The 25,591-nt window shown below is 42.9% G+C and carries 24 protein-coding genes; 6 read left to right on the forward strand and 18 right to left on the reverse strand.

Annotated features, from left to right (window positions below):
• Window positions 1-31: 31 nt before the first annotated feature.
• Entirely contained in the window at window positions 32-634 is a 603-nt protein-coding gene (locus tag OC457_RS13940; RefSeq protein ID WP_080176168.1) for a thiol:disulfide interchange protein DsbA/DsbL, read from the forward strand.
• A gap of 60 nt (window positions 635-694) precedes the next feature.
• Here OC457_RS13940 and OC457_RS13945 read toward each other — a convergent pair whose 3' ends face one another.
• On the reverse strand, window positions 695-2,227 hold the full coding sequence (locus OC457_RS13945) for a YifB family Mg chelatase-like AAA ATPase (RefSeq protein ID WP_080176169.1): 1,533 nt from the start codon (window positions 2,225-2,227) through the stop codon (window positions 695-697).
• Window positions 2,228-2,619: 392 nt separating this feature from the next.
• Between OC457_RS13945 and ilvG the strand changes: the two genes are divergently transcribed.
• The 5 genes from ilvG (at window position 2,620) to ilvA (ending at window position 8,943) form a co-directional block, all read left to right on the forward strand.
• Entirely contained in the window at window positions 2,620-4,266 is a 1,647-nt protein-coding gene (gene ilvG, locus OC457_RS13950; RefSeq protein WP_080176170.1) for an acetolactate synthase 2 catalytic subunit, read from the forward strand.
• Window positions 4,267-4,268: 2 nt separating this feature from the next.
• On the forward strand, window positions 4,269-4,523 hold the full coding sequence (gene ilvM / locus OC457_RS13955; RefSeq protein ID WP_045029730.1) for an acetolactate synthase 2 small subunit: 255 nt from the start codon (window positions 4,269-4,271) through the stop codon (window positions 4,521-4,523).
• Between the two features lie 14 nt (window positions 4,524-4,537).
• On the forward strand, window positions 4,538-5,470 hold the full coding sequence (gene ilvE / locus OC457_RS13960) for a branched-chain-amino-acid transaminase (RefSeq protein ID WP_080176171.1): 933 nt from the start codon (window positions 4,538-4,540) through the stop codon (window positions 5,468-5,470).
• Between the two features lie 73 nt (window positions 5,471-5,543).
• Entirely contained in the window at window positions 5,544-7,385 is a 1,842-nt protein-coding gene (gene ilvD, locus OC457_RS13965; RefSeq protein ID WP_080176172.1) for a dihydroxy-acid dehydratase, read from the forward strand.
• A 4-nt stretch (window positions 7,386-7,389) separates the two neighbouring features.
• On the forward strand, window positions 7,390-8,943 hold the full coding sequence (gene ilvA, locus OC457_RS13970; protein ID WP_080176173.1) for a threonine ammonia-lyase, biosynthetic: 1,554 nt from the start codon (window positions 7,390-7,392) through the stop codon (window positions 8,941-8,943).
• A gap of 62 nt (window positions 8,944-9,005) precedes the next feature.
• On the opposite strand, the gene OC457_RS13975 is transcribed toward ilvA, so the two are convergent.
• From OC457_RS13975 to mnmG, 17 genes are all read right to left on the reverse strand, one after another.
• Window positions 9,006-9,380 (reverse strand): helix-turn-helix transcriptional regulator, encoded by a 375-nt coding sequence (locus OC457_RS13975; protein WP_080176174.1) that lies wholly within the window; start codon window positions 9,378-9,380, stop codon window positions 9,006-9,008.
• A 288-nt stretch (window positions 9,381-9,668) separates the two neighbouring features.
• The gene (gene glmS / locus OC457_RS13980; RefSeq protein WP_080176175.1) at window positions 9,669-11,504 is read right to left on the reverse strand and encodes a glutamine--fructose-6-phosphate transaminase (isomerizing); all 1,836 of its coding nucleotides are present in this window, start codon (window positions 11,502-11,504) and stop codon (window positions 9,669-9,671) included.
• 36 nt (window positions 11,505-11,540) lie between these two features.
• A complete protein-coding gene (locus OC457_RS13985) occupies window positions 11,541-12,314 on the reverse strand; it encodes a DeoR family transcriptional regulator (RefSeq protein WP_080176176.1) in 774 nt (257 codons plus the stop codon).
• 234 nt (window positions 12,315-12,548) lie between these two features.
• Window positions 12,549-13,907 carry a bifunctional UDP-N-acetylglucosamine diphosphorylase/glucosamine-1-phosphate N-acetyltransferase GlmU gene (gene glmU / locus OC457_RS13990; RefSeq protein WP_080176177.1) on the reverse strand — a complete coding sequence of 453 codons (1,359 nt, stop codon included), beginning with the start codon at window positions 13,905-13,907 and terminating at the stop codon, window positions 12,549-12,551.
• A 193-nt stretch (window positions 13,908-14,100) separates the two neighbouring features.
• Window positions 14,101-14,523, reverse strand: coding sequence for a F0F1 ATP synthase subunit epsilon (locus OC457_RS13995; protein WP_080176178.1), 423 nt, complete (start codon window positions 14,521-14,523; stop codon window positions 14,101-14,103).
• Between the two features lie 17 nt (window positions 14,524-14,540).
• Window positions 14,541-15,947, reverse strand: a complete 1,407-nt coding sequence (gene atpD, locus OC457_RS14000; RefSeq protein WP_080176179.1) for a F0F1 ATP synthase subunit beta — start codon at window positions 15,945-15,947, stop codon at window positions 14,541-14,543.
• A 32-nt stretch (window positions 15,948-15,979) separates the two neighbouring features.
• The gene (gene atpG / locus OC457_RS14005; RefSeq protein ID WP_080176180.1) at window positions 15,980-16,846 is read right to left on the reverse strand and encodes a F0F1 ATP synthase subunit gamma; all 867 of its coding nucleotides are present in this window, start codon (window positions 16,844-16,846) and stop codon (window positions 15,980-15,982) included.
• A gap of 45 nt (window positions 16,847-16,891) precedes the next feature.
• Complete coding sequence (gene atpA, locus OC457_RS14010) at window positions 16,892-18,433, reverse strand: F0F1 ATP synthase subunit alpha (protein ID WP_080176181.1); 1,542 nt, start codon at window positions 18,431-18,433, stop codon at window positions 16,892-16,894.
• 16 nt (window positions 18,434-18,449) lie between these two features.
• Entirely contained in the window at window positions 18,450-18,983 is a 534-nt protein-coding gene (gene atpH, locus OC457_RS14015; RefSeq protein WP_080176182.1) for a F0F1 ATP synthase subunit delta, read from the reverse strand.
• Window positions 18,984-18,999: 16 nt separating this feature from the next.
• On the reverse strand, window positions 19,000-19,470 hold the full coding sequence (gene atpF, locus OC457_RS14020) for a F0F1 ATP synthase subunit B (protein ID WP_080176183.1): 471 nt from the start codon (window positions 19,468-19,470) through the stop codon (window positions 19,000-19,002).
• 82 nt (window positions 19,471-19,552) lie between these two features.
• Complete coding sequence (atpE, locus tag OC457_RS14025; protein WP_012551447.1) at window positions 19,553-19,810, reverse strand: F0F1 ATP synthase subunit C; 258 nt, start codon at window positions 19,808-19,810, stop codon at window positions 19,553-19,555.
• Between the two features lie 66 nt (window positions 19,811-19,876).
• A complete protein-coding gene (gene atpB, locus OC457_RS14030; RefSeq protein ID WP_080176184.1) occupies window positions 19,877-20,680 on the reverse strand; it encodes a F0F1 ATP synthase subunit A in 804 nt (267 codons plus the stop codon).
• Between the two features lie 8 nt (window positions 20,681-20,688).
• Window positions 20,689-21,078: a F0F1 ATP synthase subunit I gene (locus OC457_RS14035; protein ID WP_080176185.1), complete on the reverse strand. Its 390-nt coding sequence runs from the start codon at window positions 21,076-21,078 to the stop codon at window positions 20,689-20,691.
• Between the two features lie 175 nt (window positions 21,079-21,253).
• Complete coding sequence (locus OC457_RS14040; RefSeq protein WP_080176186.1) at window positions 21,254-22,153, reverse strand: ParB/RepB/Spo0J family partition protein; 900 nt, start codon at window positions 22,151-22,153, stop codon at window positions 21,254-21,256.
• A gap of 8 nt (window positions 22,154-22,161) precedes the next feature.
• Window positions 22,162-22,956: a ParA family protein gene (locus OC457_RS14045; protein ID WP_080176187.1), complete on the reverse strand. Its 795-nt coding sequence runs from the start codon at window positions 22,954-22,956 to the stop codon at window positions 22,162-22,164.
• 16 nt (window positions 22,957-22,972) lie between these two features.
• Complete coding sequence (gene rsmG, locus OC457_RS14050) at window positions 22,973-23,593, reverse strand: 16S rRNA (guanine(527)-N(7))-methyltransferase RsmG (RefSeq protein WP_080176188.1); 621 nt, start codon at window positions 23,591-23,593, stop codon at window positions 22,973-22,975.
• Window positions 23,594-23,603: 10 nt separating this feature from the next.
• On the reverse strand, window positions 23,604-25,493 hold the full coding sequence (mnmG, locus tag OC457_RS14055; protein ID WP_080176189.1) for a tRNA uridine-5-carboxymethylaminomethyl(34) synthesis enzyme MnmG: 1,890 nt from the start codon (window positions 25,491-25,493) through the stop codon (window positions 23,604-23,606).
• Window positions 25,494-25,591: the final 98 nt, after the last annotated feature.

The raw sequence follows: 25,591 nt of genomic DNA on the forward strand, positions 1-25,591 counted from the left end.
AACTAACGACACGGATAATCAGGAACCCCAAATGATGAAGAACTTACTTGCGCTAGTCAGTGCAGCTTTATTGTCTTTTTCTGTTCATGCAGCCAAATTTACGGAAGGCGATTACTATAAGGTATTAGATCAACCTCAATCAACAACACCAATAGTGACTGAATACTTTTCACTTTACTGCCCACACTGTTTTCAATTTGAACCGATGATGCGTGAATTGAAAACCAAACTGCCAGATAACGTTAAACTCCAGAAAATGCACGTGTCATTTATGGGGGGCCCTATGGGTAAAGTGATGAGCAAGGCATTTGCAACTGCAGTCGTATTAAATGTTACTGATAAAATGGTTCCTGTACTGTTTAACCGTATTCACACTCTTAATCAGCCACCACGAAACGAAGCTGAAGTACGTCAAATTTTCATAGATGAAGGTGTACCTGCGGCGGAATTTGATGGCGCATTTAATAGTTTCGCCGTGAATTCCATGGTAACTCGTTTTGATAAATCTTTTGAAGATGCAGGCTTAACTGGTGTACCTGCTGTTATCGTCAATAATAAGTACCTTGTAAAAACAGGAAAAATTAAATCAGCAGATGAATATTTTGAATTAGTTAACTTCTTACTCAAGAAATAGCATCATTTAATCATCAATGATAACCATCAAAAAAGAGGCTTTAGGTAGCCTCTTTTTTATTTATATCACCTGACAATTCAGTTGCTTCAATAACCGATCCATCGCTCGATACCCTAATGCTTCAGCTAAATGTGGGCGCTGAATCTGATCCTGCTCAGCTAAATCAGCAATCGTACGCGCGACCTTTATAATTCGGTGATAGGCACGCACTGACAAGCCTAGTTGGTGTAAGGCATTCTCTAAAAATTCAGCATCTTTAAACGATAATTCACAGTGTTTATCTAATTCTCTAGTAGAAAGTAATGCATTCACTTTGCCACAACGAGCTAACATCCGTTCACGTGCTTGATCGACGCGCGCTTTAATTATTGAGCTTGGCTCACCACGATCACCTCCCGTGGTTAGTGTTCCACGAGGTAACGCAGGGATCTCTAAAGACATATCAAAGCGGTCTAACAAAGGTCCTGATAAACGGCTTAAATAACGTAAAATAGCTTGGGGATTCGTTCGTGATTGATTGCCTTCGTAATAACCTGTTGGACTTGGGTTTAATGCACCGATTAATTGAAAACGAGCTGGAAAAGTCGTTTTTGCAGTAGCGCGTGAAATGACAATTTGCCCTGATTCTAACGGCTCACGCAAAGAATCTAACACTTTGCGTTCAAATTCAGGCATTTCATCTAAAAATAACAGTCCATTGTGTGCGAGTGAAATTTCACCCGGTTTCGGCACCGAGCCACCCCCTACTAAAGCAGCCATAGAGCTGGAGTGATGTGGTGTTCGAAAGGGACGATTAAGCCAATTTCCATGATGTAATGATTGTTGAGTCAAAGAAGCAACCGCCGCTGTTTCAATCGCTTCTTGATGGGTCATTGGTGGCAACAGATCCCGTAATCGAGAGGCTAACATGGTTTTTCCAGTACCCGGCGGACCTAATAATAATAAATTATGACTGCCTGCCGCTGCAATTTCTAAAGCCCGCTTACCTTGTTGTTGACCAATAATATCTTGCATATCACGCTGCTCATTAATTATTGTCGATGGCGCTTTAGATCGCGGCTGACGGTGTAATTGCAACTGTTGTTGACCACATAAAAACCCGCATACTGCTAATAAACTGGGTGCTGATTTATGCTGTTTTTCTGCCACGAGCGCAACTTGATCACCATTTTTATCAGGCACAATCAAACACCGCTTAGCATTTAATGCCGCCAATGCTGCGGGTAATGCACCTTTAACGGGGCGTAAATCTCCTGACAATGCCAGTTCGCCTATAAACTCATGCTGTGCTAGTCGATCAGACGGAATCTGCCCAGAAGCCGCTAAAATACCCAGAGCGATAGGCAAATCAAACCGTCCTCCTTCTTTAGGTAGATCAGCAGGGGCTAAATTGACCGTGATTCGTCGCGATGGAAATTCAAATTGAGCATTGATAATTGCACTTCGAACACGATCTTTAGCCTCTTTTACTGTTGTTTCAGGCAAACCAACAAGCGTGAAACTTGGCATCCCATTACTTAAATGTACCTCAACTGTTACCGGTGGGGCTTCCACGCCCACACAAGCTCGACTATGAACAATAGCAAGTGTCATTGATGACTCCATTGACTGGCAACTTACACCATTTGGTTAATGAAATTGATTAAAGGCGTTACACCAAAGCTCCATTAATGCTGCTAATTTACCCATAAAACCAAATTTTTTGCTTGTCATGTGACGAAGATCTGTGTTACCACTTACATATAGCAACAACTAAACAATAAAAGTTGGACAATTATGCGCACTATAGCAACATTCCTAACACTCATTATTAACGTCGTCGTGGTGATTATTTCACCGCGCAGGGGATGTGTAGGCGTGTATTAATACGACCAAGACACAATAAAGCCCCCGCACTGTAAAGTTCGGGGGCTTTTTTAAATCAGTCAATTTTAAAGACAAAATCAGGATCAATTTTCATTTTAACAACACAATAGGGAGCAGCGATGACAGGGGCAGAGTTAGTCGTACAAGCGCTGCAACAGCAGGGAATAACAACCATCTTTGGCTATCCAGGTGGTGCAATCATGCCTATCTATGATGCGCTTTATGATGGCGGGGTTGAGCATATTTTATGTCGTCATGAACAAGGGGCAGCCATGGCAGCCATCGGCATGGCACGAGCAACTCAAAGTGTTGCGGTCTGTATGGCAACCTCGGGACCCGGTGCTACCAATTTAGTGACCGGATTAGCCGATGCCTTAATGGATTCGGTACCATTGGTTGCGATCACAGGCCAAGTGGCAAGCTCACACATAGGTACTGACGCTTTTCAAGAGATGGATGTGATTGGTATGTCATTGTCGTGCACCAAGCACAGTTATTTAGTCACCGATATTAACGAGCTTGCATCAACATTAGCCGAAGCCTTTGTGGTTGCTCAAAGTGGCCGTCCAGGCCCTGTCATTGTTGATATTGCTAAAGATGTCCAGTTAGCTAAAGTGCCAACAACCACACTTACTACCGCAACGTCACCCCCATTACCTATAGCTTCAGCAACTGCAATTAATACCGCGCAACAGTTATTGGCTCAATGTCAGCGACCTGTTTTATATGTTGGGGGAGGAGTACAAATTGCACAAGCAACCACAACCTTACGTCAATTTCTGACATTAAACCCTATGCCTTCCGTCAGCACCCTTAAAGGTTTAGGTTCAGTCGCCCGCCATGATCCACATTACCTTGGAATGCTAGGAATGCATGGTACTAAAGCCGCTAATCTTATCGTTCAGGAAGCTGATTTATTAATTGTTGTTGGTGCTCGCTTTGATGATCGTGTTACCGGCAAACTTGATACTTTTGCGCCCCATGCCAAAGTGATCCACATTGATATTGATGCCGCAGAATTTAACAAACTCCGCCATGCTAACGCACCTTTACGGGGTGACATCAATGTTATTTTGCCACAGCTTGAACTTGGACAAGATATCAGTCGTTGGTTAACCCACAGTGAACATTTACGCAAAATTGGCAAATGGCGCTATGACCACCCAGGTGAATTAATTTATGCACCATTATTGCTAAAACAACTGTCTGACATGATGCCTGATAGCAGCATAGTATCAACCGATGTTGGCCAGCATCAAATGTGGGCAGCGCAGCATATTCAACCGCGTGAGCCACAAAACTACATCACTTCAGCAGGGCTTGGCACCATGGGCTTTGGTTTACCTGCCGCCATGGGAGCCAGTGTTGCGCGTCCTGATTCTCAATCGATATTAATCTCGGGCGATGGCTCGTTTATGATGAATATCCAAGAACTAGGCACCCTTAAACGGCGTCAGATTCCAGTAAAAATAGTACTGATTAATAACCAACGTTTAGGCATGGTGCGTCAATGGCAATCACTGTTTTTTGATGGTCGCCATAGCGAGACTATTTTGGATGATAATCCAGATTTTGTGATGCTGGCACGCGCATTTGATATTCCTGGCAAAACCATCACCCGCAAAGAAGAAGTAGCACCAGCACTCGCTGAAATGCTAGCCAGTAAAACAGCTTATTTACTGCACGTATTGATTGATGAAGAGCAAAACGTGTGGCCATTAGTGCCACCAGGAGCCGCTAATCAAGATATGTTGGAGAACACCTGATCATGGAAAGATATTTACTCGACATTAAAGCCAACGATAAACCGGTATTACTTGAGCGTATTTTACGGGTTATTCGCCACCGTGGATTTGTGATCAAAAAAGTAGATGCCACTCAAAATCACCATAGCAATATCGCTACGATAGCCATCATTGTTGATAGTGATCGTCCAATTAGCATTCTGATCAATCAAATAGAAAAACTCTGGGATGTAACTACCGTTACCACCTCGCAAATCGACAATTTGGATACAATTTAAGAAGGGAACTCATCATGGCAAACACAGCTGATTATATTTGGTTTAACGGTAATATCGTACCTTGGGAGCAAGCCAATGTTCACGTTCTTACCCATGCTATGCACTATGGCACCTCTGTTTTTGAAGGTATTCGTTGTTACAACACGCCCAACGGTCCGGCAGTTTTTCGCCACCCCGAGCACATGCAACGATTACTCAATTCAGCCAAAATTTATCGTTTCCCGATCCCTTATAGCTGCGATGAGCTAATGGAAATCTGCCGTGAAACCATTCGTGTCAACAACCTTGATTCCGCCTATATTCGTCCATTAGGTTATGTGGGTAACGTTGGTTTAGGTGTTTGTCCACCCGTTAATACCATCATGGATCTGATTGTTGCCGCCTTTCCATGGGGCTCATACCTTGGTGAAGAAGCATTAGAAAATGGGGTTGATGCGATGATTTCAAGCTGGAACCGCGCAGCACCAAATACCATACCAACCGCAGCTAAAGCCGGTGGTAACTACTTATCATCACTATTGGTTGGCAGTGAAGCTCGTCGCCATGGTTACGCTGAAGGAATTGCGTTAAGTGTCGATGGTTACCTTTCTGAAGGGGCTGGTGAAAATATTTTTATCGTTCGTAATGGCGTACTTTCAACACCACCAACAACCAGTGCAATTTTACCGGGTATTACCCGTGACACGATTATGGTGCTCGCCAAAGAACGTGGCTATGAAGTACGCGAAGAAAATATTGCCCGCGAAGCGCTTTATCTTGCTGATGAGATTTTCATGACTGGCACCGCCGCTGAAATCGTTCCTGTACGCAGTGTTGATCAAATCACTATTGGTGCAGGTAAGCGCGGTCCAATCACTCAGCAACTACAAACGGATTACTTTGGACTCTTTAACGGCGAAACCGACGATAAGTGGGGGTGGTTAGACTACGTATACTCCACCAAATAACCCGTCGTAAATTAACTTCATTAATGACGTCAGCTATTTCCATAATGGCTGAATGAAAAAGGATTTTATTGTTATGCCTAACTACCGTTCCGCAACCACCACTCACGGCCGAAACATGGCAGGCGCACGTGCCTTATGGCGTGCAACTGGCGTTAAAGATGAGGATTTTGGTAAACCGATTATTGCAGTAGTGAACTCGTTTACTCAATTTGTTCCCGGTCACGTCCACCTAAAAGATCTGGGGCAATTAGTTGCCGAACAAATAGAACAAGCGGGCGGTATTGCCAAAGAATTTAATACTATTGCGGTTGATGATGGCATTGCCATGGGTCACGGCGGAATGCTGTATTCACTGCCCTCACGCGAACTTATTGCCGATTCGGTTGAATACATGGTTAATGCTCATTGTGCTGATGCAATGGTGTGTATTTCTAACTGTGACAAAATCACTCCAGGAATGTTAATGGCATCGTTGCGATTAAACATTCCAGTAATTTTTGTTTCTGGTGGTCCAATGGAAGCTGGAAAAACCACACTGTCAGATCAAGTAATCAAACTCGATTTGGTTGATGCCATGATTCAAGGTGCAGATCCTGCAATTTCTGATAAGCAAAGTGAGCAAATTGAACGTTCAGCCTGCCCAACCTGTGGATCTTGCTCTGGAATGTTTACCGCCAACTCAATGAATTGTTTAACCGAAGCGCTTGGATTAAGTCAGCCGGGTAATGGTTCTATGCTCGCCACTCATGCTGATCGCGAGCAACTCTTCATTAATGCGGGTAAACGTATCGTCGCATTAACTAAACGTTACTATGAACAAAATGATAGCAACGCATTACCACGTAATATTGCCAATAAACTCGCGTTTGAAAATGCGATGGCGCTGGATATTGCGATGGGGGGATCAAGCAATACCGTATTGCACTTATTAGCAGCAGCACAAGAAGGTGGGGTTGATTTCACCATGGCAGATATTGACCAAATGTCACGCCGCGTACCGCAGTTATGTAAAGTAGCCCCTTCAACCCCTAAGTACCATATGGAAGATGTGCATCGCGCTGGTGGCGTTTATGGCATTTTAGGTGAACTTGATCGCGCCGGTTTATTCCACAATCAATGCCATAATATTTTGAGTGAGACCTTTGCTGAAAGCTTACGTCATTACGATATTATGCAAACCCAATCAACAGCTGTAAAAGACTTCTTCCGCGCCGGTCCTGCGGGTATTCGTACCACCAAAGCTTTTTCCCAACATTGCCGCTGGAACACCCTTGATGATGATCGTCAACATGGCTGTATTCGTAGTCGAGAATTTGCGTTTAGTGATGAAGGCGGATTAGCAGTGCTATCGGGCAATATGGCTTTGAATGGCTGTATCGTTAAAACCGCAGGGGTTGATGAAAGCTGTTTAACCTTTACTGGACCTGCGGTGGTGTTTGAAAGCCAAGATACCGCTGTTGAGGGTATTTTAGGTGGCGCAGTCAAAGCTGGTGATGTGGTCGTTATTCGTTATGAAGGACCCAAAGGGGGACCGGGTATGCAAGAAATGTTGTATCCAACCACCTACTTAAAATCAATGGGGCTGGGTAAAGAGTGCGCCTTGATCACTGATGGTCGCTTCTCTGGTGGTACATCTGGATTATCGATTGGGCATGTATCACCCGAGGCGGCCAGTGGTGGCACGATTGGCTTAATCAATAATGGCGATATGATCACAATTGATATTCCCAACCGCAGTATCACCTTACTGGTTGATGATGCCACGCTCGCCACTCGCCGCGCTGAGACCGAACAACGAGGTTGGAAACCAATTGATCGCATACGACAGGTATCATTAGCACTTAAAGCTTATGCGCTACTTGCGACCAGTGCCGATAAAGGTGCTGTACGCGATACATCAAAGTTAGAAGGATAATCTGATGGCCGAAGTGAACCCTGTAAACGATCAATATTTACTGAGTGGCGCTGATTATCTGCGTAATATCTTACGCGCTCCTGTGTATGAGGTTGCGCAAATCACACCGTTACAAAGCATGACTCGCCTTAGTGAACGTATCGGTAACCATGTTCAACTCAAGCGAGAAGATCGTCAACCCGTGCATTCTTTTAAACTACGCGGTGCTTACAACATGATGACTCAATTAACCGAGTCTCAACGCCAAGCCGGTGTAATTGCAGCTTCTGCGGGTAATCATGCGCAAGGGTTAGCTTTATCAAGCCAAAAATTAGGGGTCAATGCCACGATTGTTATGCCCCGTACGACACCAGCGATTAAAGTTGATGCTGTGCGTGGTTTTGGTGGTAACGTGATCCTTCACGGTAATAATTTTGATGAAGCCAAAATCCATGCTGAAATGCTGGCGCAACAACATAGCTATACGTTTATTCCTCCGTTTGATCATCCGGCAATTATCGCAGGACAAGGTACGATTGGGATTGAATTAGTCCAACAAAATGGTCATTTAGACTATGTTTTTGTTCCTGTTGGCGGTGGCGGTTTAGCTGCGGGAGTATCAGTCTTACTCAAACAACTGCTTCCTGAGATTAAAGTTATTGGTGTTGAGGCCGAAGATTCAGCTTGTTTAAAAGCAGCAATTGATGCCGGCCACCCCGTTACTCTTGATCAAGTCGGCATGTTTGCCGATGGCGTCGCGGTTAAACAGATTGGCAATGAAACTTTTCGCTTATGCGAACAATATCTTGATGATGTGATCACTGTCAGCAGTGATGAAATTTGTGCTGCAGTGAAAGATATCTTTGAAGATACTCGTGCGATTGCCGAGCCTTCAGGAGCATTATCACTGGCTGGTTTAAAAAAATATGCAGAACAGCACCAATTACAGCAACGTCATTTAGCGGCTATTTTATCTGGTGCTAACCTCAATTTTCATGGGTTACGCTATGTCTCAGAGCGGTGCGAGTTAGGTGAGAAACGAGAAGGATTATTGGCCGTTACGATCCCTGAACGCCCAGGTGCTTTTCTCGATTTTTGTCATCTAATTGGAGGGCGAGCAGTCACAGAATTTAACTACCGTTATAACGATAATAAATTAGCAAACGTGTTTGTCGGGGTACGGTTATTACAAGGCCAATCAGAATTAGACCAAATTATTACCGATCTACGTCAAGGTGGTTATCCGGTAATGGATTTATCTGAAGATGAGATGGCCAAAGTTCATGTGCGCTATATGATTGGTGGGCGACCATCGAAACCATTACAAGAACGCTTATATAGCTTTGAGTTTCCGGAATATCCTGGTGCTCTGACGAAATTTTTATCAACGTTAGGTAGCCAATGGAATATCAGCTTATTTAATTATCGTAATCATGGTGCTGATTATGGTCGCGTCTTATGTGGCTTTGAACTAGCCGATCATGACCTACTCTCATTTACCAGTCATCTACGTAAATTGGGCTATCATTGGCATGATGAGACAGACAGTGCAGCATATAAGTTCTTTCTCGCTCAATAACACCTAAATAACCTCAATTAATCAAGCAGCTTTAGGGCTGCTTTTTATTTTATTCTTATATCTCAATGTCTATGGGTGATTGTACGAGTATATTCCGTCATAAATTGTGCTAATTGAATGCTTTGTTGCAAAATAATTTGGCGTGCAGAATGGGGCAGACAACTAAAACACTGAATTAATTTATCGATCTCTTGTTTATATTCACTCTCAATAATATCCACACCTAAATCGCCATAAATAAACCATGTTAATGGTCTTTCTGTTAGCGTGGATATTTCCATTAAAAGGCGAACCTTAGGTTCTGTTTTTCCCGTTTCTAAATCTAAATAAGTTTGGCGAGCCACTTTCAATTGCTGTGCCATATAGACTTGAGTTAAACCTTTCCATTCTCGTGCTTCTTTGATCCGTAGTGCCATCTGCTGTTTATGTTCAACCATCATTTACTCCTAAAAACTATCATTACTATTAAAATTAATGACAATCCTTGCAGATGATACGCCAAGTTTTCTGGCGTTTAGATAGGCATAAATCAGACAATTAGCCACTTATCAGCAGTTTCTTTTTTATTTTGAATTGCAGTTCGTGATTTTTTAAAGCGTTATTCCCATTTCGCAAAATAAACGTCACTTATGCCAAAATAACTAGACGTTACTCATTCATTACACCAATAAAAAAGGTGCTATCAATAGCACCTTTGTAATTACATCAATGATCACTCACATCGATTATTCAACAGTTACGGCTTTAGCTAGATTACGAGGCTGATCGACATCAGTCCCTTTAATTAAAGCAACATGATAGGATAATAATTGCATCGGAATCGTATAGAAAATAGGGGCAATAATCTCATCAACTTTTGGCATGGTAATAATTTTCATACCTTCACATTCCTCAAACCCAGCTTCGTCATCAGCAAAGACGTACAGTAGTCCACCACGAGCACGAACTTCTTCAATATTGGACTTCAATTTTTCCAATAAATCATTCGTTGGTGCCACTACGATAACGGGCATTTCGGCATCCACTAATGCTAATGGGCCATGTTTAAGCTCGCCTGCAGCATAAGCTTCAGCATGAATATAAGAAATTTCTTTTAGTTTCAGTGATGCTTCAACAGCAATTGGATAAAACTCACCACGACCTAAAAATAATGCATGTTGTTTATCAGCAAAATCTTCAGCTAACGCCTCAATCGGTTTATCAAATGCTAATGCTTTTTCAATTTGGGTCGGCAATTGCTGCAATGCAGTAACAATTTGTTGTTCTTGAATGCGATCAATGCTGCCTTGTTGTTTACCAACGGCTGTCACTAACATCAATAATGCCACTAACTGAGTGGTAAATGCTTTGGTTGATGCAACTCCAATTTCAGCACCAGCACGGGTCATAAAGGCTAAATCAGATTCACGAACCAATGACGAACCAGCAACATTACAAATCGTCATTGCTGCCATGTAGCCTTTTTGTTTAGCTAAGCGCAATGCGGCAAGAGTATCTGCTGTTTCACCTGATTGAGACAGAGTGATCAATAAACTATTTGGTTGAGTAACAAATTTGCGGTAACGAAACTCTGAGGCAATCTCAACATCACAACTAACACCCGCTATTGATTCAAACCAATACCGCGCCACCATGCCAGCATTATAAGATGTGCCACAAGCAATGATCTGAATATGTTTAACTTGATCAAAGATCGTTGTTGCATCACTACCAATACTTTCAATGATCACATGATCATTGCTGATTCGTCCTTCCATGGTATTGATCAATGCACTAGGCTGCTCAAAGATCTCTTTTTGCATATAGTGCCGATATTGACCTTTGTCAGCAGCATCATGCTCTACTGTTGATTCACTCACAACCCGTTCAACAGCTTGGCCATCGCCATCAAAAACTGAAATAGTACGACGGGTTACTTCAGCAACATCACCTTCTTCTAAAAACATAAAACGGCGAGTGACGTTTAATAGTGCCAATTGATCTGAGGCAATAAAATTCTCTCCAACCCCAAGACCAATCACTAATGGGCTACCAGAACGCGCAACGATCACGCGCTCAGGATCACGACTATCCATAACGACAGTGCCGTATGCACCTTGCAACTGCAATACAGTTTTTTGAACGGCTTCTAACAGTGTCGTTGCTGAGCGTAATTCCCAATCCACCAAATGAGCGATCACTTCAGTATCTGTTTGCGAACTAAACACATAGCCACGCTCAAGCAATAATTCACGTAATGCTTGATGGTTTTCAATAATACCATTATGAACTAAAGCAATATGTTGCCCTGAAATATGTGGGTGAGCGTTAGCTTCAGAAGGTTCGCCATGGGTCGCCCAACGAGTATGCGCAATACCAGTACCGCCACTTAACGGTTGACTATCAACGGCATCTGCTAACTCTTGGACTTTACCTAATCGACGTACACGCTGAAGCTCATTATTTGTATCCACAATCGCAATTCCCGCAGAATCATAACCGCGGTATTCTAAACGACGTAAACCTTCAATAAGAATTTCAGCCACATCACGTTGTGCTACTGCACCCACTATCCCACACATAATAATTCCTTTACTGCTGGTTTGGTTATTTTGAGATTATGCTTTTACGGTGGCACGAATCACTCGTACCCCATGTTGTTCAATACTGACTTTATCGCTATCACTTAAACCATCATCAGTGATCAAAGTACTGATACCTTGCCACGCCAATTCAAGGTTCGGAATTTTGCGACCAATCTTATTCGATTCAACCATCACGACAACTTCACGTGATACCTCAGCCATCACTCGGCTCAACCCTATAAGCTCATTAAAGGTTGTGGTACCGCGCGCAACATCAATGCCATCAGCACCAATAAATAACTGATCAAAATCATATGAACGTAAGACAGATTCCGCGACTTGACCTTGAAATGATTCAGAATGAGGATCCCACGTACCACCCGTCATCAATAAAGTTGGTTCGTTTTCAAGTTCATTAAGGGCATTAGCAACTTGCAGGGCATTGGTCATTACAATTAAGCCTTGCTTGCTACTCAACAACGGAATTAATGCCGCGGTCGTACTACCGCTATCAATAATAATTCGATGATGATCGCGAATTTGATTAGCAGCGGCTTGTGCGATTGCTAACTTACACACTGAAACTTGTTCAGCTTGCTCTGTTGTGACGATTTCAGTTGGCATCGCAATCGCACCACCATAACGGCGCAATAGGGAGCCGGTGATCTCTAATGCCGCAAGATCTTTACGAATAGTAACTTCTGACGTGGAAAAATGATGGGCTAAAACATCAACGCTAACTTCGCCTAATTCACTGACCATAACGGCAATAGCGTGACGACGTTGCTGAGTATTACGTTTCGACATGAAGGTTAAACAACACAATAAGTTTCGAATTGAAACTAGTATAACGCCACTAAAAAGGATCCTGCAAGACTCTTTAAATAATTTTCATTGCAAAATAATGCCATAAATACATTATGTTATTGGTGCTAAAATGTTGGATGACGCCTAAAAATTAGCCATAAAAAAAGCAGAGCTTAGGCTCTGCTTAATCATTTTTAAAGCGTTAAACTGACATATTTTCAGTTACAGAATAAGCTATTTTTTAGTTGGTCGTTTCCAACCTTTAATCGTACGAGCAGGTGTTCGAGTGATCACGAGTTCACCTTCACCGATATTACGGTTAATGGTTGAGCCAGCACCAATAGTTGCACCGCTTGCTACTTTAACAGGAGCAATCAACTGAGTATCAGAACCAACAAACACATCATCACCAATTTCAGTTTTAAACTTATTGGCACCATCGTAGTTACAGGTGATCGTACCTGCACCAATATTGACATTAGCACCAATTTCAGCATCGCCTAAATAGCTAAGATGACCAGCTTTTGAACCTAAACCTAACCGTGCTTGCTTCATTTCAACGAAATTACCCACATGAGCACCAGTCATTAATTCCGTGCCAGGACGCAGACGGGCAAATGGACCTACCGTACAAGTTTCACCGACAATAGCACCTTCAATCACACTGTAAGGGCTAATAATACTGTTATCATCAATCTCACAGTTTTTAAGTACACAACCAGCACCGATAATAACGTTATCACCAATGCTAACACTGCCTTCAATAATAACGTTCACATCAATTTCAACATCAGTGCCGCACTGTAGCGAACCGCGTAAATCAAATCGCGCCGGATCACGTAGCATTACACCTTGTTCAAGTAAACGCTCCGCCTGCATAGCTTGAAATGCTCGCTCTAAACGTGCCAGCTGCACGCGGTTATTGACCCCTTCAACTTCAATCGCTAATGCCGGGTGTACCGCTTCAACGGCACGACCTTCATTATGAGCAATCTCAATAATATCAGTGAGGTAATATTCACCTTGCGCATTCTCATTCTTAAGCGATGCTAACCACCGCTTAAGATCACCGCCATTAGCGACCATTACACCAGTATTAATTTCTTTAATCAGCTTTTGCTCTTCCGTGGCATCTTTTTCTTCAACGATCGCCACTACGGGTCCATTACGACGCATAATACGGCCATAACCGGTTGGGTTATCCAGCACCACGGTCAGCAATGCAATACCACCACTAGGCTGAGCATCAAGTAGATTCTCTAACGTTTGTGCACTAATTAACGGTACATCACCGTATAGGATCAATGCTTTCTCATCATCAGCAAGGTTTGGTACTGCTTGATTAACTGCGTGACCAGTACCTAGTTGTTGAGCCTGTAGTACCCAATTAACATTTTCCTTGGCTAACACTTGCTGCATGGTATCGCCACCATGACCATAAACAAGGTTAATACTGTTTGCGCCAATGTCATTACAGGTATCGATAACATGTTTAACCATCGGCTTACCGGCAAGAGTATGAAGAACCTTAGGTAAGTTAGAGTACATACGGGTGCCTTTTCCCGCGGCAAGAATCACAGCACTAAAGCTCATGAGAAATATTCCTATCAATGCATATAAAATTTATATCTTTTTATTGTACCTGTAGATAGACGCAAGTTTAAGGTAAATAGGGCTTTTAATCAAAAAAACATGACTAAAAAATGCATAATAAATAAGGTCAATTTATTATATTTATAAAAAAAGCGACCCTGAGGTCGCTTTTTATAATGCGCTAATAAAATGACTAACGTGTACGTTTGGTCAATTCAATAACGCGTAGCTGAGCAATTGCTTTTGCTAGATCACTGGCTGCTTGGGCAAAATCGATATCACCATGCTGATTATGAATTCTCTCTTCAGCTTGGCGCTTTGCTTCTTCAGCTTTCGCCGTATCTAAATCAATACCACGAATAGCAGTGTCAGCAAGTACAGTTACGATACCTGGTTGTACTTCAAGCATACCGCCAGAAAGATAAATAACCTCTTCTTGGCCGCCTTGCTTAATAATATGCACCATACCAGGAGTAATCGCACTCAACAACGGCGTGTGGCCGGCATGAATACCAAGCTCACCTTCGCTACCTGTTACTTGAATACTTTCAGCACGGCCAGAAAACAAACGTTTCTCAGCACTGACTACATCCAGGTGAAAGGTTATCGCTGCCATATCGCCTCCTAATTAGCTTACAGTTTTTTGGCGTTTTCTAATACGTCTTCAATCGCGCCACAGTACATAAATGCCTGCTCAGGGATATCGTCGTATTCACCAGCTAAAATACCTTTAAAGCTACGTAACGTATCTTTAAGTGATACGTAAATACCAGGAGAACCAGTAAATACTTCTGCTACGTGATAAGGCTGAGTTAAGAAACGTTCGATCTTACGCGCGCGTGATACAGCTTGCTTATCTTCTTCAGATAGCTCATCCATACCAAGGATTGCGATGATATCTTTCAGCTCTTTATACCGCTGTAGTAAACTTTGAACACCACGCGCAACGTCGTAATGCTCTTGACCTACTACCAATGGATCAAGCATACGCGATGTTGAATCCAATGGGTCGATCGCAGGGTATAGACCTAGCGATGCGATTTGACGTGATAGAACAACTGTTGCATCAAGGTGAGCAAAGGTTGTTGCCGGTGATGGGTCAGTCAAGTCATCGGCAGGTACGTATACCGCCTGCACTGATGTAATAGAACCTGACTTAGTTGATGTGATACGTTCTTGTAGCACACCCATCTCTTCAGCAAGTGTTGGCTGGTAACCTACCGCAGAAGGCATACGACCCAATAGTGCTGATACCTCGGTTCCCGCAAGGGTGTAACGGTAGATGTTATCGATAAATAACAGTACGTCACGACCTTCGTCACGGAAACGCTCAGCCATTGTCAAACCAGTCAGTGCAACACGTAGACGGTTACCTGGTGGCTCGTTCATCTGACCGTAAACCATCGCTACTTTTGATTCTTCAGGTTTTTCAAGGTTAACAACCCCAGCTTCCTGCATTTCAAAGTAGAAATCGTTACCTTCACGAGTACGCTCACCCACACCAGCAAATACTGATAGGCCGGAGTGTTGAAGGGCGATGTTGTTGATAAGCTCCATCATGTTAACGGTCTTACCTACACCCGCACCACCAAATAGACCGATTTTACCACCCTTAGCAAACGGACAAATAAGGTCGATAACCTTAACGCCAGTTTCTAACAGTTCGGTTGCATTGGATTGTTCTTCGTAGCTTGGTGCTGGACGGTGAATAGCGTAACGCTCTTGCTCACCGATTTCACCACACTCATCAATGGGTTGACCTAGAACGTTCATGATACGTCCTAGAGTCGCTGTACCCACTGGTACTTCAATAGGGCGGCCTGTATTTTCAACAGACAAACCACGACGTAAGCCATCAGAAGTACCCATTGCGATACCACGCACAATACCGCCACCAAGTTGCTGCTGAACTTCCAGTACTAACGTACCTTTTTCTTTCGCATCAACATGAAGGGCATCATATACTTTGGGTACAGAGTTCTGTGGAAACTCTACGTCGACTACTGCACCAATGATCTGGACGATCTTACCTGTAGCCATCGTTAATCCTCTAAACTTATTAATTCTTTGCCTTAAACAGCAGATGCACCAGAAACGATTTCTGATAATTCTTGTGTGATCGCCGCTTGACGAGCTTTGTTGTACACAAGTTGCAAGTCATCGATAAGATCACCTGCGTTATCTGTTGCAGCTTTCATCGCTACCATTCGTGCCGCTTGCTCACTAGCAAGATTTTCAACCACCCCTTGATACACTTGTGATTCAACATAGCGAATCAATAAAGCATCAAGTAATGGTTTAGGCTCGGGCTCATAAATATAATCCCAAGAATGGTTGCGCTGCATCTCTTCGTCTTCTGACTTAGGCAAAGGCAACAATTGATCAATCACCGGTTCTTGCACCATGGTATTTACAAACTTGTTGTAGACCAGATACAAACGATCTAATTGACCTTCATCATATTTCTTTAACATCACGCCAACTGTACCGATCAGTTCATCAACCGTTGGTGAATCACCAAGGCCAGAAACCTGAGCCGTTACGTTACCGCCGTAGTTGTTAAAAAAGGCTGTTGCTTTCGCACCAATAAGGGCTAAATCAACATCGGCACCTTTTTCAGACCACGTCTGCACATCGTTAATGGCTTTTTTAAATAAGTTAATATTTAAACCACCACACAGACCACGATCAGTAGAAACAATGATGTAACCGACGCGCTTGGCTTCACGCTCTTCGAGATAAGGATGTTTATACTCAAGGCTACCAAGGGCGAGGTGACCGATCACTTTGCGCATAGTTTGTGCGTATGGACGTGATGACTCCATCGCTTCTTGCGTTTTACGCATTTTAGAAGCTGCCACCATTTCCATCGCTTTGGTGATCTTCTGTGTATTTTGAACACTGCCGATCTTATTACGAATCTCTTTCGCGCTGGCCATCGTCACTCTCCGTTAGAAGGTGATCGCTAAGCGATCACCAACCAATTACCAAGTTTGGGTCGCTTTGAAATCTTGCAGCAGTTTCGAGAACTGCGCTTCAATCTCATCGTTGTAAGCACCCGTTTTATCAATTTGAGCTACTAACTCAGCAAATTGACCTTTGGCAAATGAAAGCAACGCAGCTTCAAAATCAGCTAACTTAGCAAGTTCAACATCGCCTAAGTAACCTTTTTCAGCAGCAAAAATAACAATAGCTTGCTCAAATACAGACATTGGCGAGTATTGCTTTTGCTTCATCAACTCAGTCACTTTTTGGCCGTGATCAAGTTGCTTCTTAGTTGCATCATCAAGGTCTGACGAGAACTGAGCAAATGCTGCTAGTTCACGGTACTGTGCTAGGGCAGTACGAATACCACCAGAAAGCTTCTTGATAACTTTAGTTTGGGCAGCACCACCTACACGCGATACAGAAATACCTGGATCAACCGCTGGACGAATACCGGCGTTAAACAGTTCTGTTTGTAGGAAGATTTGACCATCGGTGATAGAGATAACGTTAGTCGGTACGAATGCCGATACGTCACCAGCTTGCGTTTCAATGATAGGTAGCGCAGTTAAAGAACCGGTTTTACCTGTCACTTCACCGTTCGTAAATTTCTCAACGTAGTGCGCACTAACACGTGATGCACGCTCAAGAAGACGAGAGTGAAGGTAGAAAACATCACCAGGGAATGCTTCACGACCTGGTGGGCGTTTTAGCAATAGTGAGATTTGACGATAAGCAACGGCTTGTTTAGACAAGTCATCGTATACGATCAGTGCATCTTCGCCACGGTCACGGAAGTATTCACCCATTGCACAACCAGAGTAAGGTGCAAGGTATTGTAGTGCAGCCGCTTCAGAAGCAGATGCCACTACAACAATGGTGTTATCCAATGCGCCGTGCTCTTCAAGTTTACGAACCACGTTCGCAATCGTTGAAGCTTTCTGGCCAATAGCCACATACACAGAGTAGATACCAGAATCTTTCTGGTTAATGATGGCATCGATAGCCATCGCGGTTTTACCCGTTTGACGGTCACCGATAATCAGCTCACGCTGACCACGACCGATAGGAATCATCGCATCGACTGCTTTGTAACCAGTTTGTACTGGTTGATCAACAGATTTACGATCGATTACGCCCGGTGCAATTACTTCAACAGGAGAGAATGTCTCTGTTTCAATTGAACCTTTACCATCGATAGGCTGGCCTAGGGTGTTAACAACACGCCCAAGCAGTGCCGGGCCAACAGGTACTTCAAGAATACGACCAGTACCCGTTACCTTCATGCCTTCTTGTAGCGAAGCATAAGGGCCCATAACTACCGCACCTACAGAGTCACGCTCAAGGTTAAGTGCTAAAGCGAACAGGCCGCCTGGTAGTTCAATCATTTCACCTTGCATTACGTCAGCAAGGCCATGGATTCGAATAATACCATCGCTTACAGAAACGATAGTACCTTCGTTACGCGCTTCACTTACAACGTTGAAGTTTTCAATACGTTGTTTGATCAGTGCGCTAATTTCCGTGGAATTAAGTTGCATGCTCCAATTCCCCAAATCAAGACAGCAAAGTATCGCTCAGACGGTTCAATTTTCCCCGTACAGAGTTATCGATAACAAGGTCTCCAGCTCTAATTACAACCCCAGCAATCAGGGTCTCGTCTACACTGCAGGTCAACATCACTTTACGTGCTAAACGCTGCTCAAGTTTGGCGCTGATCGCATCTAACTGGCTTTCATCAAGAGCGATGGCAGAGATCACCATAGCTTCGATAGTTTTTTCATGCTCATGTTTCATTAGCATGAATTCACCACAGACATCAGGTAGCGCATTGAGGCGTCCATTTACAGCCATCACTTTAATTAAGTTATGGCCGAATTCGTCGAGTTGCTCACCGCACACTGAAACAAAAATTTCAGCGAGCTTGTCAGCGGCATAACCACTATCAAGAATATCTTGCATAGTGTCATTAGTTGCCACAGCGCCAGCAAAAGTTAGCATTTCTGCCCACTGTGCTAATTCGCCTTTCTCGACCGCAAAGTCAAATGCTGCTTTAGCGTAGGGGCGTGCGATAGTAGTCATATCCGACATGTGCTTGCCCCTTTAATTACAGTTCTGCAGTGAGTTCGTTAAGAATATCAGTTTGCGCTTCCATATCGATGGAGCGACCAATGATCTTCTCAGCGCCAATCACAGCTAGAGTTGCAACTTGTTTTCTTAACTCATCACGAGCACGATTACGTTCAGCTTCAATTTCAGCCATACCTTGAGCAAGAATTTTCTCACGTTCAGCTTGGGCTTCAATTTTCGCGTCATCGACAATTTGAGCTTTACGCTTATTTGCCTGTTCAATCAGCTCACTCGCGGCGCGTTTCGCTTCTTTCAATTGATCAGAAGCATTAGCTTGTGCAAGGTTCAGGTCTTTAGCAGCGCGATCTGCAGCTGCCAAACCGTCAGCAATTTTCTTCTGACGTTCTTCGATCGCTTCCATAATTGGCGGCCATACATATTTCATGCAAAACACGACAAAGAAGAAGAAAGCGATAGCCTGACCCAGCAAAGTTGCATTCATATTCACAACGCATCTCCTTAAAAAGGGTTGCTAGGGTCCATTTACTCTGGAGTCAGCCTTCTTAAAAAAGGCTGATCACAGCGGTTTATTAGCCAGCTAGTTGGCCAACAAATGGGTTTGCGAATGTGAATAGCAGCGCGATTACGATACCGATCATTGGAACAGCGTCCAATAGACCTGCGATGATGAACATCTTAACTTGCAGCATTGGCGCCATTTCAGGTTGACGTGCAGCGCCTTCAAGGAATTTACCACCAAGAATTGCGAAGCCGATCGCTGTACCAAGGGAAGCAAGACCTACAATGATACCTACGGCAATTGCAGAAAAGCTTAGTAAAGTTTCCATCACTATCTCCAGTTTATAGTTGTCGGCTAAAGTGCCAATAAAAAATCTAAAATTTACAAATAATCGTTAATGATTGTCTTCATGTGCCTGAGACAGATACACAATAGTCAACATCATAAATACGAATGCTTGAATTGTAATGACCAGAATGTGGAAAATAGCCCACGGTACCGAGCCTAGCCATTGAGCCCACCACGGCATCAACGCCGCGATAAGAATAAACACCACCTCACCAGCAAACATGTTACCGAATAAACGCATACCTAATGAAATTGGCTTCGCAATCAGCGATACCACTTCAAGCAGTAGGTTAAACGGAATCATAATTGGGTGATTGAACGGGTGAAGAGCCAGTTCTTTTGCAAAGCCGAGCAGACCTTTCACTTTGATGCTGTAATAAATCATCAATGCGAATACGCCTAACGCCATTGCCATAGTGATGTTAACGTCAGCACTTGGAACCACTTTTAAATAAGGGATCCCAATACTTTGTGCGGCATACGGAAGAAAATCAATCGGCACAAGGTCCATGATGTTCATCAGTAAAATCCAACAGAAAATAGTTAGTGCTAACGGAGCAACAAGTGGATTGCGGCCATGGAAAGTATCTTTCACGTTGGTATCAACGAATTCAACCACCATTTCCACAAAACATTGTAACTTACTTGGAACTCCTGATGACGCCTGTTTTGCTACCTTACGAAATACCCATAAAAAGAATAATCCGGTCAGGACAGAAAAAATAAGGCTGTCGATATTTACCGTCCAAAAACTTCCTTCACCCACTAAGCCAAGTTTATCTGTCGATAAATTGGTTAAGTGGTGAGTGATGTAACTTGACGGCGTTAGCGCTTCACCTGGCGCAGCCATAACTGATCCTATTTGTTGTTGTTAATGAATAAAACCGGTCCAAAAATATTAATACCAAGGACCAGCAAATAGGTTAGTTGGAGGGGAACAAGTTCCACCCCTTTATACAGGTAAGCGGCGGCAAAAAGGATGACTGTGATGAGGATTTTGAGCACTTCTCCGCCATAAAATGACGCCATGACTAATCGTGCCTTCCTGGCACCACTATACATAAACGCACACATAGCAAATACGGTATTGGCAATGATAAAAATGCCGCCACCGATAAGTGCAGAGATTCCCCAGTCAACATTGACAGCGAAGACTGCCATTAATGCCGTAGCTACTACGACGCCAGATTGTAGTAACAGCAACCGTTTTGCCAATTGGCGTCCCGGTTTCACTAGCGCCGATACCATGTATTCGTTCCTCGAGTCCATTCCACGACACATGAGTGCAGGGAAATACAGCGAAAATTATACGACTGAATAGATTGAATGCAATCTTATTGCAGCAAAAAGAATATTTATATTTTACAACAAAGTAACCTAACAACTTACGAGTAATTTTTACATTGAAAATTACTCGACTAGATCACAATTCGTGACCTAACAATGCAAGAATTTGCACTAATTTATCTTGTTGTTCAAAATTAATAACAATTTTACCTTTACCATTTTTATTTTGGTTAACGGCTACTTTGGTACCAAAACGCTCACTCAAACTTAACTGTAATGCGACAGTCTGTGGTTGTGGTGCTAACTTAGCTGGCGTTTCAGTTGGATTTAATAGTGTTTTAACTAGCTTTTCAGCCTCACGTACAGTTAACAACTTATTGATAATAATTTGTGCTGCAGCTAACTGTTGTTGGTCATCTAAGGCCAATAAAGCCCTTGCATGACCCATTTCTAACTGTTTTTCTTCAACCAATTGTTTAACTGCATCTGACAATTGATTTAAACGTAATAAATTAGAAACAGCAGCGCGAGATTTACCTACCGCATCTGCAACTTGCTGATGGGTTAATGTAAACTCATGTTGTAAACGCTCTAACGCCCGCGCTTCTTCAATTGCATTAAGATCTTCACGTTGAATATTTTCAATTAATGCAATCGCAACTGTCGCGCGATCATTAACATTCTTAATAATACAAGGAACAACCTGTAACCCAGCTTGACGAGCTGCTTGCCAACGACGTTCGCCAGCAATAATTTCATAATTTTGGCTATCAATGCGACGTACAACAATCGGCTGAATCACACCTTGAGCACGAATTGAGTCTGCTAATTCTGTCAGCGCATCTGCCGCCATGGCTTTACGTGGCTGATATTGGCCAGATCGAAGAGCAGTAACAGCAAGTTGGCGTAATTCGCCATCCATTGCTGCTTGTTGTGATGCATTATCATCATTTTGTTGTTTTTTAGCTTGAGCAACATTGCTGGTGGCTAATAGGGCATCAAGGCCTTTGCCTAAGCCTCGTTTATTGAAATTCATGGAAAACCTTACGCTTCAACCGAAGTGGCTTGTAATGCTAATTCATCACGACGAATCATTTCGCCGGCGAGCGCTAAATACGCCTTAGCACCACTGGAATATTTGTCATAATACATTGCTGGACGACCATGACTTGGTGCTTCAGCAAGACGGACATTACGTGGAATAACAGTTCGGTAAACTTTATCACCGAAATGTTTTTTAAGCTGTTGTGATACTTCATTTGACAGTCGGTTACGGGGATCAAACATCGTCCGCAATAAACCTTCAATTTTCAGCTCACTATTAACCACTGCGGTTAATTTACTGATGGTATCCATCAATGCGGTTAAGCCTTCAAGAGCAAAGTATTCACACTGCATCGGCACTAGTACCGAGTCGGCAGCTGTCATCGCATTGATAGTTAATAAGTTTAAAGATGGCGGGCAATCGATAAAAATATAATCATAATTATCACGCACGGGGGCTAGCGCATTACGCAATCGAGTTTCACGCGCAAACACTTCCATCAATTTAATTTCAGCGGCAGTAACATCACCATTAGCAGCTATCAGGTGATAGCCGCCGGTGGTTTCATTGATAACAACTTGATTAAATGGAGTTTCGTCAACTAAAAGATCATAAGCTGAAGATTCGACTTGATATTTGTCGACTCCACTGGCCATGGTAGCATTACCTTGAGGATCAAGATCGATCACTAATACTTTACGCTGCGTCGCAGCCAATGAAGCAGCCAGATTAACACATGATGTTGTTTTACCAACACCACCCTTCTGATTTGCAACAGCTATGATTCTTCCCACAAAAAAACCTCAACAATTAATCTTTTGCCGTTAAAACAACTAAATGACGTTCGCCATCGAGCTCAGGTACTTGCAAAGATTTAACTTCAACGACAGTACACCACTCAGGTAGCTCAGAGGCTTCCTCTTGGTGATATTGACCTTTAAGTGCAAAAAATTGACCACCTGGTTTAGGTAAATGATGACACCAATTAACCATGTCTGACATTGAAGCAAAAGCACGACTTAATACCGCATCAAAACCTTCGCCAGGATCAAATTCTTCAACTCGACTTTGGACTGCGGTGACATTAGTAATTTTTAGCTCATGGATCACTTGGCGAATAAATCGAATTCGTTTACCTAAGCTATCAAGTAACGTAAATGATTTATTTGGGCACATTATTGCTAATGGAATACCCGGTAAACCAGGACCCGTACCAACATCAATGTAACGCTCACCGTCTAAATATTGGCTCACCACAATACTGTCCATAATGTGTTTTACTAGCATTTCATTTGGATCACGCACAGACGTTAAATTATACGCTTTATTCCACTTATCCAGCAGTTGCACATAACCAATCAATTGATCGAGTTGTTGTTCTGTGACCTGTAGGTCAGTTTGAGCGATAAGTTGTATTAAACGTTGTTTCATTATTTAGCCCTTATTCGCCTTTTTTAAGCAAACCGTGTTTTTTCAAATAAACCAATAGCAATGAAATTGCTGCAGGCGTAATACCTGAAATACGAGATGCCATACCGACAGATTCAGGTTTAGCATCATTAAGCTTAATCACCACTTCATTTGATAAACCTTTCACCAAACTGTAATCAAGATCAAACGGTAGTTTAGTGGTCTCATGGCGTAATGACTTTTCAACTTCATCACGTTGGCGATCAATATAACCTTGGTATTTAATCTGAATTTCAACTTGCTCACGCGCTTCAATGTCTTCGTGTGCAGGTGCAAAGGTTTCAATTGTCGTTAATTGTTCGTAAGTGACTTCTGGACGACGAAGAAGATCTTCACCATTCGCTTCACGTACGATCGGTGACTTGAGGATCTTATTTAAATTCTCAATATGATCTGAATTTGGATTAACCCAAATATCTTTTAAACGCTGACGTTCTTGTTCCATGTTTTCTAGTTTTTGATTGAAACGCGCCCAACGTTCATCATCAACAAGACCTAATTCACGTCCCATTGGTGTTAGACGTAAATCCGCATTATCTTCACGTAACAACAAACGATATTCTGCGCGTGAAGTAAACATACGGTAAGGTTCTTTGGTACCGATTGTTGATAAATCGTCAATCAATACCCCCATGTAAGCTTGATCGCGACGTGGGCACCAACCTTCTTTATCTTGCGTTTGAAGAGCGGCGTTCATACCCGCCATTAGACCTTGTGCTGCTGCTTCTTCATAACCGGTCGTGCCATTAATTTGGCCCGCAAAGAACAATCCATCAATATATTTATTTTCAAAGGTTTGTTTAAGATCGCGCGGGTCAAAGAAATCATATTCAATCGCATAACCAGGACGCATGATTGTTGCATTCTCAAAACCTTTCATTGAGCGCACAATTTGCATTTGAACATCAAACGGTAAGCTTGTTGAAATACCATTTGGATACAGTTCATTAGTGGTTAAGCCTTCAGGCTCAATGAAAATTTGGTGACTATTTTTATCGGCAAAACGCATCACTTTATCTTCAATAGAAGGACAGTAGCGAGGACCAATACCTTCAATCACACCAGCATACATTGGGCTACGATCAAGGTTATTACGAATAACCTCATGCGTACGCTCGTTAGTGTAAGTGATAAAACATGGAATTTGGCGTGGATGATCCGATTGTTTCCCCATAAAAGAAAATGTTGGGGTTGGATTATCACCATGCTGAGTTTCAAGCACGCTAAAATCGACACTGCGCGCATCAATACGTGGCGGAGTACCGGTCTTTAAGCGATCAACGCGTAATGGTAATTCACGTAAACGAGCAGCTAATGCATTTGATGCCGGATCACCTGTACGACCACCGCTGTAGTTTTCTAAACCAATATGAATTTTACCGCCAAGGAATGTACCTACGGTTAATACCACAGCTTTCGCGTGGAATTTTAAACCCATTTCAGTTACAGCACCTGTTACGCGATTGTTCTCAACAATTAAATCAGTCACAGCTTGTTGGAAAATCATTAAATTAGGTTGATTTTCCAATACATTACGTACTGCTGCTTTGTAAAGTGCACGGTCTGCTTGGGCACGTGTTGCTCGTACTGCAGGGCCTTTGGAAGAGTTGAGAGTACGGAATTGAATTCCGCCTTTATCGATAGCATGTGCCATCAAGCCACCAAGGGCATCAACTTCTTTAACCAGGTGTCCTTTCCCGATCCCGCCGATAGCTGGGTTGCACGACATTTGGCCCAACGTATCGATATTATGGGTCAATAGTAAGGTTTTCTGTCCCATTCGGGCAGCTGCCAATGCCGCTTCTGTACCGGCATGACCACCACCCACAACGATGACATCAAATTTTTCCTGGTAAAACATGGAACTTCCTCAGGTATTTAAATAGCCAGTGTGTTAACTAGAGCAAAGGGCGAACATTCTATCCTGTTTCTAGGCAAGAGAGAATCTTTCATCAAGAT

The organism is Photobacterium toruni (genome assembly GCF_024529955.1).
Taxonomy (GTDB): domain Bacteria; phylum Pseudomonadota; class Gammaproteobacteria; order Enterobacterales; family Vibrionaceae; genus Photobacterium; species Photobacterium toruni.